This is a genomic window from Rhizobium sp. Leaf341 (genome assembly GCF_001424325.1).
Classification (GTDB): Bacteria; Pseudomonadota; Alphaproteobacteria; order Rhizobiales; family Rhizobiaceae; genus Ferranicluibacter.
The window spans coordinates 899,215-915,606 of sequence record NZ_LMPE01000003.1 but is presented as its reverse complement, the minus strand read 5'-3'; the positions used below and the strand labels follow the sequence as shown (position 1 = coordinate 915,606).

15 protein-coding genes and 1 tRNA gene are annotated in these 16,392 nt (G+C 63.8%); 6 read left to right on the top strand and 10 right to left on the bottom strand.

Annotated features, from left to right (window positions below):
- Window positions 1-163 precede the first annotated feature (163 nt).
- Together cmk and rpsA are read left to right on the top strand one after the other, a co-directional pair.
- Complete coding sequence (gene cmk, locus ASG03_RS05900; protein WP_062692818.1) at window positions 164-796, top strand: (d)CMP kinase; 633 nt, start codon at window positions 164-166, stop codon at window positions 794-796.
- A 138-nt stretch (window positions 797-934) separates the two neighbouring features.
- The gene (gene rpsA / locus ASG03_RS05895) at window positions 935-2,641 is read left to right on the top strand and encodes a 30S ribosomal protein S1 (protein ID WP_062471141.1); all 1,707 of its coding nucleotides are present in this window, start codon (window positions 935-937) and stop codon (window positions 2,639-2,641) included.
- Window positions 2,642-2,764: 123 nt separating this feature from the next.
- Here rpsA and ASG03_RS05890 read toward each other — a convergent pair whose 3' ends face one another.
- A complete protein-coding gene (locus ASG03_RS05890; RefSeq protein ID WP_062692816.1) occupies window positions 2,765-4,900 on the bottom strand; it encodes a hypothetical protein in 2,136 nt (711 codons plus the stop codon).
- Window positions 4,901-5,182: 282 nt separating this feature from the next.
- Between ASG03_RS05890 and ASG03_RS05885 the strand changes: the two genes are divergently transcribed.
- Entirely contained in the window at window positions 5,183-6,565 is a 1,383-nt protein-coding gene (locus ASG03_RS05885; protein WP_062693060.1) for a nicotinate phosphoribosyltransferase, read from the top strand.
- Between the two features lie 154 nt (window positions 6,566-6,719).
- A complete protein-coding gene (locus ASG03_RS05880; RefSeq protein WP_062692814.1) occupies window positions 6,720-7,064 on the top strand; it encodes a DUF6665 family protein in 345 nt (114 codons plus the stop codon).
- Between the two features lie 10 nt (window positions 7,065-7,074).
- On the opposite strand, the gene ASG03_RS05875 is transcribed toward ASG03_RS05880, so the two are convergent.
- A complete protein-coding gene (locus tag ASG03_RS05875; RefSeq protein ID WP_062471128.1) occupies window positions 7,075-7,701 on the bottom strand; it encodes a ribonuclease D in 627 nt (208 codons plus the stop codon).
- 212 nt (window positions 7,702-7,913) lie between these two features.
- Between ASG03_RS05875 and ASG03_RS05870 the strand changes: the two genes are divergently transcribed.
- Together ASG03_RS05870 and ASG03_RS05865 are read left to right on the top strand one after the other, a co-directional pair.
- Window positions 7,914-8,246, top strand: coding sequence for a hypothetical protein (locus ASG03_RS05870; RefSeq protein WP_062471125.1), 333 nt, complete (start codon window positions 7,914-7,916; stop codon window positions 8,244-8,246).
- A 154-nt stretch (window positions 8,247-8,400) separates the two neighbouring features.
- Complete coding sequence (locus tag ASG03_RS05865; RefSeq protein WP_062471122.1) at window positions 8,401-9,432, top strand: hydroxyacid dehydrogenase; 1,032 nt, start codon at window positions 8,401-8,403, stop codon at window positions 9,430-9,432.
- Between the two features lie 38 nt (window positions 9,433-9,470).
- On the opposite strand, the gene ASG03_RS05860 is transcribed toward ASG03_RS05865, so the two are convergent.
- The 8 genes from ASG03_RS05860 to ASG03_RS05825 all read right to left on the bottom strand — a co-directional run bounded on the left by ASG03_RS05860 (window position 9,471) and on the right by ASG03_RS05825 (window position 16,391).
- Window positions 9,471-9,683: a hypothetical protein gene (locus tag ASG03_RS05860; protein WP_062471119.1), complete on the bottom strand. Its 213-nt coding sequence runs from the start codon at window positions 9,681-9,683 to the stop codon at window positions 9,471-9,473.
- A gap of 80 nt (window positions 9,684-9,763) precedes the next feature.
- Window positions 9,764-9,997 (bottom strand): hypothetical protein, encoded by a 234-nt coding sequence (locus ASG03_RS05855; protein WP_244475168.1) that lies wholly within the window; start codon window positions 9,995-9,997, stop codon window positions 9,764-9,766.
- A 269-nt stretch (window positions 9,998-10,266) separates the two neighbouring features.
- Window positions 10,267-10,353 (bottom strand) — tRNA-Leu (locus ASG03_RS05850).
- A gap of 95 nt (window positions 10,354-10,448) precedes the next feature.
- Window positions 10,449-11,915, bottom strand: coding sequence for a phosphomannomutase (locus ASG03_RS05845; RefSeq protein ID WP_062692812.1), 1,467 nt, complete (start codon window positions 11,913-11,915; stop codon window positions 10,449-10,451).
- Between the two features lie 141 nt (window positions 11,916-12,056).
- Window positions 12,057-12,482 (bottom strand): YqaA family protein, encoded by a 426-nt coding sequence (locus ASG03_RS05840; protein ID WP_244475167.1) that lies wholly within the window; start codon window positions 12,480-12,482, stop codon window positions 12,057-12,059.
- Complete coding sequence (locus tag ASG03_RS05835; RefSeq protein WP_062692810.1) at window positions 12,479-12,769, bottom strand: SelT/SelW/SelH family protein; 291 nt, start codon at window positions 12,767-12,769, stop codon at window positions 12,479-12,481. The genes ASG03_RS05840 and ASG03_RS05835 overlap by 4 nt, the downstream gene beginning before the upstream one ends.
- A 141-nt stretch (window positions 12,770-12,910) precedes the next feature.
- Window positions 12,911-15,568 carry a translation initiation factor IF-2 gene (gene infB, locus ASG03_RS05830; protein ID WP_062692807.1) on the bottom strand — a complete coding sequence of 886 codons (2,658 nt, stop codon included), beginning with the start codon at window positions 15,566-15,568 and terminating at the stop codon, window positions 12,911-12,913.
- A gap of 106 nt (window positions 15,569-15,674) precedes the next feature.
- Complete coding sequence (locus ASG03_RS05825) at window positions 15,675-16,391, bottom strand: RNA-binding protein (protein WP_062471104.1); 717 nt, start codon at window positions 16,389-16,391, stop codon at window positions 15,675-15,677.
- Between the last annotated feature and the right edge of the window lies 1 nt (window position 16,392).

Genomic DNA, 16,392 nt, shown 5'->3' with positions numbered 1-16,392 from the left:
GCGGCTCCATCTTGCAAAAGTGCGTTCGGTGGGGGATGGAGACGGTTCGTCCATCGGGAGGCGGCATCGCTGCGGCGGTCATTACGCCTTCTCCCGGTTTCCTGCTTTTCCCCGGTCTCTGCTGGAGATCCCTTCGGGCGAAGTTTCTTGATTCGGGTGAAGCATGACATTCATTATCGCCATCGACGGCCCGGCTGCGGCGGGCAAGGGAACGTTGTCGCGTCGCATTGCCGAAACCTACGGCTTTTACCACCTTGATACAGGACTGACCTATCGCGCCACTGCGAAGGCGCTGCTCGATGCAGCCATGCCGCTCGATGACGAGGGCGTCGCCGAGGCGATGGCCTCCCAGGTCGATCTTGCCGGGCTCGACCGCTCGGTCCTCGCCTCGCACCAGATCGGCGAAGCCGCGTCGAAGATCGCGGTGATGCCGGCGGTCCGCCGTGCGCTGGTCGAGGCGCAGAAGGCATTTTCCAGCCAGACCCCGGGCACGGTGCTCGACGGGCGCGATATCGGCACGGTCGTTTGTCCGCAAGCCCAGGTCAAGCTCTTCGTCACCGCTTCGCCGGAGGTGCGGGCGCGGCGCCGCTTCGACGAGATGACGGCGCACGGCGTTCCTGCCGATTATCTTTCGGTCCTTGCCGATATCATCAAGCGGGACGAGCGGGACATGGGCCGTGCCGACAGCCCCTTGCGCCCCGCTGCAGACGCGCACTTGATCGATACCTCGGAAATGGGTATAGAGGCGGCGTTTTCAGCGGCGAAGTCAGTGATCGACGCCGCGTTAGCAATCTAGCAGTCCGAACCGACCGTCCCCGCGCCGGAATTGTTCCCGATATGATGCCCTATGGGGCCGATCGGGAGCGGGCGGTCATCGGACATGATCAACGCAAACCCCCGGCGCCCGTGCCAGATGGCACGACCAGGAGTATTCATGTCTCAAGCACAACCCACCCGCGACGATTTTGCAGCGTTGCTGCAGGAATCCTTTGCCCAGCAGGATCTGGCCGAAGGCTACGTCACAAAGGGTGTGATCACGGCCATCGAGAAGGACGTCGCGATCGTTGACGTCGGCCTCAAGGTCGAAGGCCGCGTTGCCCTGAAGGAATTCGGCGCAAAGGCCAAGGACGGCACGCTGAAGGTCGGCGATGAAGTCGAAGTCTATGTCGAGCGCATCGAAAACGCTCTGGGCGAAGCCGTTCTGTCGCGCGAGAAGGCTCGCCGCGAAGAAAGCTGGATGCGTCTGGAAGTGAAGTTCGAAGCCGGCGAACGCGTCGAAGGCGTCATCTTCAACCAGGTCAAGGGCGGCTTCACCGTCGATCTGGATGGTGCCGTTGCCTTCCTGCCGCGCTCGCAGGTCGATATCCGCCCGATTCGCGACGTTACCCCGCTGATGCACAACCCGCAGCCCTTCGAAATCCTCAAGATGGACAAGCGTCGCGGCAACATCGTGGTTTCGCGCCGGACGGTTCTCGAGGAGTCCCGTGCCGAGCAGCGTTCTGAAATCGTCCAGAACCTCGAAGAAGGCCAGGTCGTTGACGGCGTCGTCAAGAACATCACCGATTACGGTGCGTTCGTTGATCTCGGCGGCATCGATGGTCTGCTGCACGTGACGGACATGGCATGGCGCCGCGTCAACCATCCGTCCGAGATCCTGAACATCGGCCAGCAGGTCAAGGTTCAGATCATCCGCATCAACCAGGAAACGCACCGCATCTCGCTCGGCATGAAGCAGCTCGAGAGCGATCCGTGGGATGGCATCGGTGCGAAGTACCCGGTCGGCAAGAAGATCTCCGGTACCGTCACCAACATCACCGACTACGGTGCATTCGTCGAACTGGAGCCGGGCATCGAAGGCCTGATCCATATCTCGGAGATGTCCTGGACCAAGAAGAACGTACATCCCGGCAAGATCCTGTCCACGACGCAGGAAGTCGACGTTGTTGTTCTCGAAGTCGATCCGACCAAGCGCCGCATCTCGCTCGGCCTCAAGCAGACGCTCGAGAACCCGTGGCAGGCCTTCGCGCACAGCCATCCGGCTGGCACGGAAGTTGAAGGCGAAGTCAAGAACAAGACCGAATTCGGCCTGTTCATCGGCCTCGACGGCGACGTCGACGGCATGGTGCACCTGTCGGATCTCGACTGGAACCGTCCGGGCGAGCAGGTCATCGAGGAATACAACAAGGGCGACATGGTCAAGGCCGTCGTTCTCGATGTGGACGTCGACAAGGAGCGCATCTCGCTCGGCATCAAGCAGCTCGGCAAGGACTCGGTCGGCGAAGCCGCCACGTCCGGCGAACTGCGCAAGAACGCCGTCGTCTCGTGCGAAGTTACGGCCGTCAACGACGGTGGCCTCGAGGTTCGTCTCGTCAACCACGAGGACATCACCTCGTTCATCCGTCGTGCCGACCTGTCGCGCGACCGTGACGAGCAGCGTCCCGAGCGTTTCTCGGTCGGCCAGACCGTAGACGCCCGCGTCACGAACTTCTCCAAGAAGGACCGCAAGGTCATGCTTTCGATCAAGGCGCTGGAAATCGCCGAAGAGAAGGAAGCCGTCGCACAGTTCGGTTCGTCCGATTCGGGCGCATCGCTCGGCGACATCCTGGGCGCCGCCCTCAAGAACCGCGGCGGCAACGAGTAATCGTTGTCCGTTCAACAGTCCTGTTGAACCGCGTTTGAACGAAAAAGGCCCGCGGCGATCCCTCGCCGCGGGCCTTTTCCTTGTGTCGATCCGGGCCATGCCCCGCTCGCGGGCTGTGCCCGTTCAGGCGAGGTCCGAGAGGCGCTGATACAGATCGTAAGCGTCATGGCGCGCACCGTCCGCCATCTCGTCCGTTCGGCCGACCTCCGCCTGCTCGTCGGGTGGAGCTGTCTCGGCAAGGGCCGCTTCGTCCTTATCCGACGTTGCTTCACGGTCGTTTCCGCTGGTATCGCCATCCTCGCTCTGGGCGAAACCAGCTTCGTCATCCCGCCGTTGGGCGCGCGGCTCCTCATCCTCGGTCTTGCCGGCATCGGCAGCGGTCAAGTAGGGGACAAAGGCGTAACCGACCGCCTCCCGGGCGAGTATGGCGTCAAGGCCGCGAGGCGGACCGGGGAGGGGCGCGATGTCTTCGCCGTGCGTCGCCTGCGGCGCGAGCCCGCGTGATGCGCGGTCCTCGTCCATGACCGTCAACAGGTCCGACTCGGTGCTGTGATTATTCTGCGGGCGCGCCGCCGTGGCGTCTGCCGGATGGTCTGCGGCACGGAGCGTTTCCTGCGGCAGAAGGGCTTCAGGCGTCTCGCCGAGGCTTCCGGACAGCATATAGAACAGCGTTTCCCATTCATCGAGTTGTCCGATGGCATTCGCAACCTCGCGCATTCCCGGCGTCATCAGGGCGATTTCCACCTGCGGTGGGATCGCGTCGATCCGGCGGGCAAGGGCATCGGCAGCGTCGCCGTTGCGCTGGGCAGGGCCGCTTGCCTGCGAGCTTTCGGGGCGGTGACCGTGCGGAGCGTCAACCTGCGCGGGCACGAGCGGCCGAGCCTGAAAGGTGATCGTCTCGGAAGTGCGGGGCGCTGCCGACAGAGGCCTGCTGTCCATATGATCAGCGGGCGATGAGGCGGAGGCAGTCTGCGTAGAACCATAACGTTCGAGAACGACGGGCCCCGAGGACGCCGGTCCGAGCGCCGTTGACGTGCGCAGGGATGCCGGATGATCCGGCATGTGAGATTGGTTGCCGATGGACTGTTGCTGCGCCAGCCGCTCTTCAGGATCGTCTACGGCTGAGAAGGACGTCGCGATCCCTGCTCCATCGACGGGCGTTTCGGGAACCGGAGCCGTACCGCGGCCAAGCCCGGCAGGCCCCGCCCCGGCAGGCCCCATCCCGTCAGACGCGAACTGGGCACTGCCCCGATGGGTCGCGCCAACGATCGTGCCGTCCCTGTCCGCAGAGGGCTGCATCGCCGGAAGCCCGCCACGGGCATTGTCCCCAACGTTGCTCTCCGCTGGACCGGTGCCATCCTGCCCTTGCGGAAGCGGCTTGGAAGGTAAGGCGGTCGGGATGTCCCGGCGCATCTCGCGCGGCATGTCGCTGGTCATGTCATGGGCCATGTCACGAACCCCGTGACGGGACTGATCCCTCGCAATGGCGGCAGCCTGCGCCAGCGCCTGTGCGTCGGACGCGAGGAATGCCACCGCCTTTCGCAGCGGCGGCACGGGTTCGTTTGCAGTCTGCAAGGGACTGCCGGTCCGGCCGGACGGCTCCATTACAGGACGTGGATCGGGTGCCTGTTCCGGCCGCCCGGACGAAGGCCCCGTCGTTTCCGGCGAGAAGGCCTTTCCAAGCGCCTGCTGCAGGTGCGGTGCGCCGGGCGCAACGCCGGGTGCCTGGGAGAAGGCCATGCGGGTCGGCAGCGGAACCTGGATGGTCGGCTGATGGAACGCGGGTCTGTCGTCTTCGTCCGGGAAGAGGGCGGAGACGGCGTCGGGATGCCAAAGGCCATCGCGTGTCAGCGGCATGTCGATCCGGAGATCGATTGTCAGCGCCGGCCGCAACGTTTCCACCAGCATCTTCAGAGCGGCGAGAAGCGGCTGCTGGTTCAGTTGCTTTTCGATCAGCGCCCGCGCGGCGGGCGGCAAAACGTCCATATGGGCAGCGAGGCGGCGGGTAAAATCGCGCAGGGTTTCCTGTGGCTGTGGAGGAAGATCGACGATCCGGGCCAGCGCGTCCGTCAGGCGGGCCAGCGCGACACGCGTCGCCGGATCCGCATTCGGCATGTCGCGCAGGACGATCTCGATGACATGAAGGATGGTGTCGAACCGCTTCGTTGCCGCTGCAGGGAGCGCCTGCCGGTCTTTTGCCGTGCCGCCGTCGGTCAAGGCTGCGGGGGCACTTCGGGAGATGGCGGTCGATGTCTGCATGGCAGTCTCCGTCAATGTCCGGTCTCGACCGGGTGCGATTGATGCGAAACGAACGCAGGGAACAAACGCCCTGCCGGCCGGCGGGTTCAGGAGCGCCGGGAGAACCGGCGGCATGATGTCGAGGGGCGCGTCATGCGCATGCCCGCCAGAAAACATCTGGAGGCAGCATAACCGGCAAAAGAGCCGGCGAGGCATGAATGTCTCCAGATTAGCGCAATATGGTTACGATATCCTTAGCGAGATGCCGATGCATATCACGCGATGGACGGAAGGCTGCATGACATGAACTGGGACAATCTCATCCTCAATACCGATAGCTACAAGCTCAGCCATTTCCTGCAATATCCGCCGGAGACGGCCGCCATCTCCTCCTACATCGAGACCCGTGGCGGGAGCGATCTCATCGACGTGGTCTTCTTCGGCTTGCAGATTTTCCTCAAGGATGTCTTGAGCCGCCCCGTGACGGCAAGCGACGTGGCAGAGGCCGAAGAGATCGCGAAGGCCCATGGCCTGCCGTTCGATCGTGCCGGCTGGACGCATATCGTCAACGTGCATGGGGGCTATCTTCCGCTGCGGATCGAGGCTTTGCCGGAGGGCACGTTGACGCGCCGCGGCGTGCCGCTGGTTCAGGTCGTCAACACCGATCCCGCCTGCTGGTGGCTGACGTCGCATATCGAAACGGCACTGCTGCGCGCTGTCTGGTATCCGTCCTCGGTGGCCAGCAACGTCCGCAAGGTCAAGCTGGCGCTGCGCGATGCGCTCGAACGGACGGCCGACGAGCCCGACCTCCTTCTGCCGTCGCGCCTCCTCGACTACGGCGCGCGCGGCGTCGGCGCTTTCGAGCAGGCCGGCATCGGTGGCGCCGCGCATCTCGTCCATTTCACGGGGACGGATACGCTGTCGGGCGTGCTCACCGCGCGCCGCTGCTACGGTGCGGCCATGGCCGGTCGCTCCATGCCGGCCTCCGAGCATTCGACCATGACGGCCTGGGGCGGCGACCACGAGGCGGATGCCTACGAGAACATGGTCGCCCGCTTTGCGCCCTCCGGCGCCTTTGCCGTCGTTTCCGACAGCTACGACATCAATACAGCGGTATCCTTCATCTGGGGCAAGCAGCTGCGCGACACCGTCAAGGCCAGCGGGGCGACGGTCTATATCCGCCCCGACAGTGGCGATCCGATCGAGACCCCGGTCCAAGTGGTCCAGCAACTCGACTACCGGTTCGGCGCGACGCAGAACCGCAAGGGTTTCAAGGTGCTCGATCGATGCGTCCGGGTTATCCAGGGCGACGGAATCACGCTGGCCGATATGAACCAGATCTTGAGCCGGCTGGAAGCCTTCGGCTATTCCGCCGAGAATATGACCTTTGCCATGGGCGGCGGTATTCTCCAGAAGGTGAACCGCGATACCTATGCCTTTGCCATGAAAGCCAATGCCCGCCAGGATACGGCCGGGCGCTGGCACGACGTTTGGAAGCGGCCAGCCACCATGAACGTCAAGGCCTCCAAGGCCGGGCGTCAGGCCGTCGTGTCAGGATTGGCCGGGTTAGAGGCCGTGCGGCTTGACGCGCTCGGCGGCCGCGAAAATCAGCTGAAGCCCGTATGGCAGGATGGCCGCCTTCTCAAGGACTGGTCGTTCGAGGAGGTTCGCGCGCAGGCCCGATAAGGTCGAGGTCGAGGTCGAGGGCGCTGGACCGCGGCGATCCTCTTGCCAGCGGGAGGAGGGCGCCCCAAATCAGACCCTGCGCGTCCTCTGCAGACGAGGGCGGCAGGACGGGCGATCCGGCTCTTGGAGCCGCAGAGCAGAGGGAGGGTCCGCGATGTCGGTCAAACCGCCGCAATCGTTCAGAAATCCGGGCGCCGCGCGGTCGACGGGGCTGGATATCCTCGAGTATGAACTGATGGCCGAGCGCGCGGACGCGCTGGGACGACACGGGTTGAAAGTGGAAAAGGCAATCGGCGCGCTGCAGGCGCTCGACGATCCCGAGACCACGCCGGAGCGGCGTGAGGCCCTGCTGGATGCCGCAGCCGATGTTGTCTGGTCGTTCTTCATCCAGCGCGAGATGTGTGGTCTTCGCTCTAATCGGGACGCCATCGAGCGTTACCGGATCCCAAAGGAGGTCGTGGCCCGCCTCGGCGTCGTGCGCAAGCCGGTACAGATCTGAAGGCGCGGCTTCAGCTGTGCGAGAAAATGTCCGTTTCGTCCCATCCGAGCAGGTCGAGCTTTGCCCGCGTGGGCAGAAACGCAAAACAGGCTTCCGCGTGGTCGATCCGGCCATCCCGGATCAGGCGCTGGTTCAGCTTGTCGCGCAGAGCATGCAGGTAGAGAACGTCGGAGGCCGCATAGTCCAGTTGGGCCGGGGTCAGAACCGGCGCTCCCCAGTCGGACGACTGCTGCTGCTTGGAGATGTCGACCTCCAGCATTTCTTTCAGGTTGTCCTTCAGGCCATGGCGGTCGGTGTAGGTGCGCGACAGACGCGAGGCGATCTTGGTGCAGAACACAGGCGTGGTGGTGACGCCGAAGGTGTGGAAGAGCACGGCAATATCGAAGCGTCCATAGTGAAAGATCTTCTGCCGGGCGGGGTCTGCGAGCATGTGAACGAGATGGGGCGCCGTCGTCTGCCCTGGGGCGATCCGCACGATATCGGCCGTCCCGTCTCCGGGTGACAGTTGCACGAGACACAGACGATCGCGGCGCGGCACGAGACCAAGCGTTTCCGTATCCACGGCGATTGCGCCATTGTAGCGCGCGGCGTCCTGAGCGGCGATATCGCCTTCGTGAAACCGGATTGTATTCGGCATGCACGTCCCCACATCATGATACGGTCTGGCCGGGCAGGCCGTCGGCCTCGTCAAGGCCACGGACGGAGAATGGTCGTGTTGCCCGCATTTGACCGGCCCAAGCCGGCGGTATAGCGCGGAACGGCTTGCGATGCGATAGCGTTGGCTCGCCGCGAGAACAGCAGGTCGGCACCGGGGACCGGACGACAAACGAACGAAAAGGGGCGCAAGCCATGGGACACGGGATCTGCACACATGCCCTGCTCGCAGGCGTCGGCATCATGCTCTTTCTCGGCATCGCGTCGGTCACACATGCTGCCGAACCGCGCCAACCCGGCTTGACGTTCGACAATCTGCCGGGTGTCAAACCGGAGGATCCGATCGGCATGACCAGCAACCTGCGCTGCGAACAGGTGCTGATCGATCGTGCGCTGGGCAACATCTTGCCCACACGCGGGCCGCGCTATGACACGGTCAATGTCTGCAGTCGCAACGGCGGCCCGGAGTTCGTCTCGCCCCGCCTGCCGCCTTCGACGTATCGGCAGCTTCGCGGCCTGAATTATTAACCCGTCTCATTCCCGCAACCCGCAATTTCGCATGGGCCCATCGTCTGCTACGGAAAGGGCATCAGCCGCAGAGCTGGTGAACCTGTCCGGGTGCGATCTCGGACGACACGCGCTCTCGAACGATGCGAGCGCCGACAATGCGGGAGGAACGCGAATGTCCGGAAACGAAAAGCCGCTGGTGATCAGCGCACCCGAGCCGCGAACGCTCGATCTCATCTTCACAACGGACGCCCTTGGCGTACTCCACGACCGATATCGGGTCATCGAAGTCGAGGCCGAAACCGTCGCCAGTCTGGATGGCGATATCCTTGGCGCTGCGCGCTATGTCCTTGGCCAGCCACCGCTCGATGCCGCTACGCTCGCACGCATGCCCAGGCTGCGTTCCATTCTGAATGTCGAAAGCAACCTGATCAACAACATGCCCTATGAGGTGCTCTTCGAACGGGGCATTCATGTCGTCACCACAGGGCAGGTTTTTGCAGAGCCTGTTGCGGAACTGGGCCTCGCCATGGCGCTCGGAATCGCGCGTGGTCTGGTGGATGCCGATCTGGACTTCCGGCAGGGTCGCGAACTTTGGGGCGGGGACGGCAACCGGACTGCAAGGCTCCTGAGCGGCTCCCAGGTGGGTATCATCGGCTTTGGCGACCTCGGCAAGGCGCTCAACCGTGTCCTCACCGGTTTCCGGACGGTGACGCGGGTGTTCGATCCCTGGCTGCCGGCGTCCATCCTCAAGGACAACGGCGTCATCCCGGCGGATCTCGACACCGTATTGTCCGAAAGCGACTTCATCTTTGTCGTTGCGGCCGTGACCAGCGAGAACGAAGGCTTCCTCGACGCGCGCGCATTTTCCAAGATGAAGAAGGGCGCGGCCTTCATTCTGCTGAGCCGCGCCAATGTCGTGGATTTCGAAGATCTGATGGCCGCCGTCGAGCAAGGTCACATCGTTGCGGCCAGCGACGTCTTTCCGGAGGAACCCTTGCCGCTCGACCACAAGGTTCGCGGCCTGCCTGGCTTTCTACGCTCGGCGCACCGGGCCGGGGCGCTCGACAGCGCCTTCAAGAAAATGGGCGACATGGTGCTGGAAGACATGGATCTGATGGATCGCGGATTGCCACCCGTGCGCTGCAAGCGCGCCGAGCGGGAAACCGTCTCCCGCATGCGCTCGAAACCCGTCACCAACAACTAGAACCGCTCGCATCGGTTTTGCATCCGGAGATGACAGGGTCAGCGTTCGTCGACGTTGATCCTGCGCATCGCCGCCAACAACTCCGTTTCGCTGGTATGGCCTGTCTTGTAAAGTCCGAGGAGAACGGTCGCGACATCGCGACCGTCCGCACTGTCGATCGGCGTGCCGATCTCCCGACACCAGAGATCGAGGGCCCGATAGACGACATCGATCTGCGTTTGCTCGAGCGCCATATCCGAAATGAACGACATGACGTTCTCCTTCTTTTCTGCGGGAACAGCCCACCAGTCACGGCGCGATCTGTAAGGCCATCGCGAAGGTGCAGCAATCCCTACATCGAGGGGGTGGCGTCATTCCGCAGCGAGGAAGCGGACGCCTCCATCAGAGATGCGGCGATCGCCATGGCCAGAAGCTTTCCCTTCGCGCGAACCGCCCCCGTATTGGCATCGCGCACCGAGACGGCAAGGTCCATGCCTTCCCGCATCAGGATCTGCTGTGCCCGCAGCACGGCCCAGTTTTCCACGCTATCGTATTTCCCCATTGCGACACCCCTTCGCTTGATCATGAAGCTTTCATGTCCCCTCCCTCGGCGCGCAAAACACGCGTGCCGCGAATCATCGGAACATGTTCAAGGAAATGCGAAAACAGGCTGAATGAGAAGCGTGACTTCTGCCGGATGAAAAGTAAGAGTTTTGTGACGATTGTTCCGGCGACGACGCAGCAGACTGTCACGAGAAGCGTCTTTCGGTGCCGGCCACGGAGCGCGTGCTCGACAAGGCTTCAAACGCCAAAAGCCCTGCAGAAGCAGGGCTTTGTGGGTCATTTTCGGGAATTTGGTGCCCAGAAGAGGACTCGAACCTCCACACCCTTTCGGGTACCAGCACCTGAAGCTGGCGCGTCTACCAATTCCGCCATCTGGGCGACGAGCGGGGATGTAAAAGGCCGGGCGTCCGGTGTCAACAGCGTTTTTGAAGTTTTCGCGACAGTCGCTGCAAAGTATTGTTAATGTTCAATTTTCATTCTGCCGCGCTCGTTGCGCTGCTGCAGGTTTCGGCCCGTTGATGGGCGAAGGCGCGGATAAGCGCAAGACCGTCGGCCAGGAGCGCCTTTGCCTTCGTCTCGGTGGCCGCTTCCACATAGCAGCGCATTTCCGGTGCGTTTCCGGACGGGCGGAGGTGAAGGATCGCACCGTCCTGGAGCGTAATCCGCAGACCGTCGATATCGCTGACGAGAGCCGGTGTGCCCACAGGCGCCAGAAAAGCGGCAAGCTCTGCCGGACCACGGCGCAGATGCGTCATCAGGGCCTCGCTCGTCTCGACCGGAAACCGCTCCAGGCGGTCGCTGAGGGCAATGGGCAGGTCATACCCTGCAACAACCGCCGAAAGCGCCACACGACGCTCTGCGGCTTGGAAAAGCGCTGCCAAGACCGGGAGAAAGCAATCGCGCGTCGGAAGTGCGGCCAACCGTGTGCCGTTCACCGTCACATCGCTCGCCGTCAATGTCCCGCCGTTCGCCTCGAAGCCGACCACGCAGGCATGCCCGGACATCACCGCATCCTGCATGCCGGCAATGACGAAAGGGGAGCCGACGCGGGTCCGTAGAATCTCCACCGTGCCCCGCCGTTCCAGCCCGGAGTTCGAGGTGACCGGTGTAACCGCGATGGTCGCGCCAAGGAACTCGGCCGCGATCAGGCCGAGAAGATCGCCTCTGATCGGCTCACCACGCTCGTTGCTCAAGAGCGGCCGGTCACCGTCGCCATCCGCCGAGACGATCGCATCCAGGCCGTGCTCGCTCGCCCAGCCGCGCAGGGCCACAACCGTCTCGGGGGAGACCGCCTCCGTGTCCACCGGAATGAAGCTGTCGGATCGCCCGAGCGGCACCACATCGGCACCGTAGCGCGTGAGCACATCGACGAAGAGATCGCGGGCGACCGTGGAATGCTGGTAGACGCCGACCTTGAGGCCGGCGAGCGCGCGGTCCGGCAGAAGCGCCATGTTTCGCGCGACGAAGAGATCGCGCACGGCGGCTTCGATATCGGGGACCTCGGCGGGCGTGGCGTTCACCGCCCCGGCGCTCGCACGAAGCCTGTCCGCGGCCTCGGTGATCGCCAGTTCGTCATCCTTCGCGATCTCTCCATCAGGTCGATAGAACTTGATGCCGTTGCGGTCGGCAGGGATGTGGGAGCCGGTGACCATCAAGGCGGCCGAGCGCGTGGTGAGGGCATACAGCGCAAGCGCCGGCGTCGGTACGGTGCCGCAGTCAAGCACGGAAAGGCCGGCGCGCAGCAGTGCGCCCGCGGCGATGGCGGAGATCGCGGGGCTGGAAGCACGGAAGTCGCGGGCGATGAGGACCGTATCGCCGGGATTTGCCTGTCCGGTCGATAGGAGCATGTGCGCGAATGCCGTGGCGTAGAGCGCGGCTGCCGGACCCTCGAGATCAATGGCGAGGCCACGCAGCCCGCTGGTTCCGAATTTCAGGCTCATGGGACTTGGGGCTCCTGTGTCTTCAGATGATGCTCTATGGCACCGGTGTTCGCGGCAGAAGTACCCTAAAACCCACGATGCATCAAAGCCGCGCGACGGTTACGGAAGCGGTAAAATAAGAAATCGGTTACTGAAGTTGCCTCAACCGAAAACCCAGACCAGAAAGCCATAGCGGATTGCCTTGCCGATCGTGACATAGACAAGGAAGGCAAGCCACGGCATGCGCAGAATCCCGGCCGCAAGCGTTAGCGGATCGCCGATAAGGGGGAGCCAGGAGAGAAGCAGAACCGGCTGCCCGTATCTCCGGAAAATGGCCTCTGCCCGCGCCCGGTTCTCCGGCGAGACGGGAAACCACCGCCGCGCCTCGAAACGCAGGAAAAAGCGGCCCAGCACGAATGTGGCGACGGCACCGCAGACGTTGCCGGCGGTGGCCACGAGGAAGACGATGCCGCGCGGCAGCTCGGGATTCTGCAGCGCCGCGATGACAGCCGCTTCCGAAAGCCCGAAAAGAAGCGTGGCGGACAGGAACGCAGCACCGAAGACGCCGGCAAGCGCTGCGAAGCTCAAGAGGCGGGCCGATCTGTATGGCCGAGGTCACGCTCCGGCGCGATGATGTCCCGCACCCGTTGCTTCAGCTCCTTGGGGCCTGGAAACCCGCCGTCCCGCTTGCGCTCCCAGATCAGGGTCTCATCGACCCGGATCTCGAAGATGCCGCCTGTTCCGGGAAGGAGCGCCACTTCGCCAAGCGCATCGGAAAAGGTCTGCAGCAGCTCCTGTGCCATCCAGCCGGAGCGCAGAAGCCAGTTGCATTGCGTGCAATAGACAATGCTGATGCGGGGTTTTCCGTGGTTCACGTTTCTGCTCCTTCCGCGATGTGCTGGCGGTATGGAGGGTGATCTCACCCCCGCTTGGCTCGCAGCTTCTCGCCCTCTGGCGACCGGACATGAAAATGGCGGCCGCAGCCGCCATTTTCAAATTGGAAATCCGGTTTGGCCTTACAGCGTCCGGGTAATGTGCTCCACGCGGAAGCACTCGATCGTGTCGCCGGCACGGATGTCTTCGTAGTTTTCGAAGGCCATACCGCATTCCTGACCGACCGGCACTTCGGAGACTTCGTCCTTGAAGCGCTTGAGGGTCTTGAGCTTGCCCTCGTGGATGACGACGTTGTCGCGCACAAGGCGGACGCCCGCACCACGCTCGACTTTGCCTTCGACCACGCGGCAACCCGCGACCTTGCCGGTCTTGGTGATGTTGAACACCTCCAGAATTTCGGCGTTGCCGAGGAAGGTCTCGCGACGTTCCGGCGAAAGCAGGCCCGACATCGCTGCCTTCACATCATCCACCAGATCGTAGATGATGTTGTAGTAACGGATCTCGATGCCCGAACGTTCGGACGCCTGACGGGCCTGGGTATTGGCGCGAACGTTGAAGCCGATGATCGCGGCATCCGAGGACTCCGCAAGCGCGATATCGGATTCGGTGATTGCACCGGCGCCCGAATGCACGATCCGGGCCCGTACTTCGTCGGTTCCGAGACGATCGAGCGCGCCGATGATGGCTTCGACCGAACCCTGCACGTCGCCCTTGATGACCAGCGGGAACTCCTTGAACCCGGTGTTCTGAAGCTTGCTCATCATCTGCTCGAGCGAACCGCGCTGGCCGGACTGGCGGGCAACCGCCTTGTCGCGCGTCAGACGCTGGCGATATTCGGAGATCTCGCGCGCACGGCTTTCGTTTTCAACGACCGCGAAACGATCGCCGGCAGCCGGGGTGCCCGACAGGCCGAGAACCTCGACCGGGGTCGCAGGGCCCGCTTCCTTGACGTGGTCGCCCTTGTCGGTGACCAAGGCACGGACACGGCCCCACTGGTCGCCGGCCACGATGATCTGGCCGGGCTTCAGTGTGCCCTTCTGGACGAGCACGGTCGCAACCGAGCCGCGACCGCGGTCGAGCTGGGCTTCGATGACGATACCTTCGGCCGTCCGGCTCGGGTCGGCCTTGAGGTCGAGAATTTCGGCCTGCAGCAGGATCGCCTCGAGCAGCTTGTCGAGATTGACCTTGTTCTTGGCCGAGACTTCGACGTCGAGGACTTCACCGCCGAGCGACTCCACGAACACTTCATGCTGCAGCAGCTGCTGACGAACCTTGTCCGGGTTGGCTTCGTGCTTGTCGATCTTGTTGATCGCCACGATGATCGGAACGTCGGCCGCCTTTGCATGGCTGATCGATTCGATCGTCTGCGGCATGACGCTGTCGTCGGCCGCGACCACGAGGATCGCAATGTCGGTTGCCTGCGCACCGCGGGCACGCATGGCTGTGAAGGCCGCGTGACCGGGCGTGTCGATGAAGGTGATCTTCTGGCCGTTTTGTTCGACCTGGTAGGCACCGATGTGCTGCGTGATGCCGCCGGCCTCGCCGGAGACGACGCTTGTCTGGCGAATGGCGTCGAGCAGGGAGGTCTTACCATGGTCGACATGGCCCATGATCGTCACGACCGGAGGGCGCGAAACCATTTCACCAGCATCGTCGGCCTGGTTGAAGATGCCTTCTTCAACGTCGGATTCCGATACGCGCTTGACCGTGTGGCCGAATTCGGCAGCGATGATTTCCGCCAGATCCGCGTCGATGACGTCGCCGGGCTTCATCATCTGGCCGTCTTTCATCAGGTACTTGATGACGTCGACGGCGCGCTCGGACATGCGCTGCGAAAGTTCCTGAATGGTGATGGTTTCCGGCAGAATAACTTCGCGCATGACCTTTTCGCGCGTTTCCTGCATCTGGCTCCGGCGGAATTTCTCCTGCCGGCGACGCATGGCGGCGAGCGAGCGGCCACGGGCATTGCCGTCGTCATCGAGCGCGGCCGTCAGGGTCAACTTGCCCTTGCGACGTTCTTCCTCGGTCTTCGGGCGGGCGGGAGCCTTCGCCGGCTCGGGACGAACGGGCTTGCCGCGGACCGGTACCGCGCCGGGACGGGCAGGGCGCGTTTCCTCGGCTTCGTTGGTGCGGCGGGTGCGGACGCCATTGGCATCCGTCGTGATGATGGGGGCAGGGCGCTCGACAACCGGAGCAGCGGCTGCTGCAGCGGCCGCAGCCTTTTCGGCTTCGGCAGCAGCGGCCAGGGCCACCTTCTCGGCTTCGCGTTCTGCCGCAGGACGGGCAGCTTCTTCCGCCTCGCGGCGTGCGGCCTCTTCGGCTTCGCGCTTCAGGCGGGCCGCTTCCTCGATCTTGCGCTGTTCCTCGGCCGCTGCGCGTGCCTTGGCTTCCTCGGCATCGCGGATCTGCGCTTCGGCAAGCGCACGACGGCGTGCATCGATTTCACCGGCTGACAGCTGGTTCAGGACGACACCGGTGCGCGGACGCGCAGGATCGGGCCGCGGAGCCTGGGGCTGCGGGCGAACCGACGTCTGCTGCATCGGCCGGGTTTCCGGCGGGCGCGGCTGCGGCGCGCGGACCGGAGCCGAGGCGATCGGTGCGACCGGCTTCTCGTCTTCGGGCCGTGTGGGGCGGCGCTTGCGGGTTTCGACCACGACAGCCTTCGTGCGGCCGCGGCCCATGTCCTGGCGGACTGTGCCCTGGCTCACGCCGGAGGGGCGCAGCGTCAGAGTCTTCTTGCCGGCTCCGCTCAGGGTCTTGTCGTCGTTGTTATCGGTCATTCCGTTCCGTTCCTCAGATCGAAGCCGGATGCGTATCACCAGACCCCGTCGTTCGATTGTCGTCTTACTGTATTGCGGTCGTCACGGCCGTAGCCGGTGTCCCGCGTCATGATGTCGGCTGGGAAGCGTCGCCGAAGGCACGGGGGGACATTTCGCCCCGGTATCGTTCCAGCATGTTTGCGCGCTTCACTACACCCTCACCCGCCTGCCCTGCAAGCGCTGCGGCATGGATAAAAGAATTACTTCCGAGCAACGTATCCAATTCCTCTCCGGTGAAGAAGCGGAACGTGGGTATCTGCTCACCGTCATCGGCAGCAAAGCTGATGGCCTTGCGCGCCTGGTCAATCTTCCGCACACCGTCGGGTGCGGCCGTGGAGGCGTGGAAGGTGGCGATGGCCGCCATCCCGCGGACGGCCTGCTCGACCTTCGAAGCCCCCGTGATGAACTGCGCGGCCTTGCGCGCCATGTTCATCATGCCGACAAGTTGCTGAACCAGCAGCCTGTCGACCTCGTCCAGGAGTTCGGGACCGGGCTTGGCCTCTGCCGTTTTGAGCGCCCGGGCAAAAAGCTTGCGCTTGATCGCCGTCTCGAGAACCGCCCGTTCGGCCGTGACCCAGCAGCCGCGTCCCGGCAACTGGCGTTTCAGATCCGCGACCACCCGGCCGTCCGGCCCCGCAACGAAGCGGATCAGGCCGTCATCGGCCGGACCGCTCTTGCGGGTGACGATGCACATGCGGCCGTTGAGCGGCAAGTCGTCATCCGCGTCTTCGGGGACGCTGGGATCGTCCGTTGCCCATTCGGGCTGGTCGGGTGCGGCATTCATG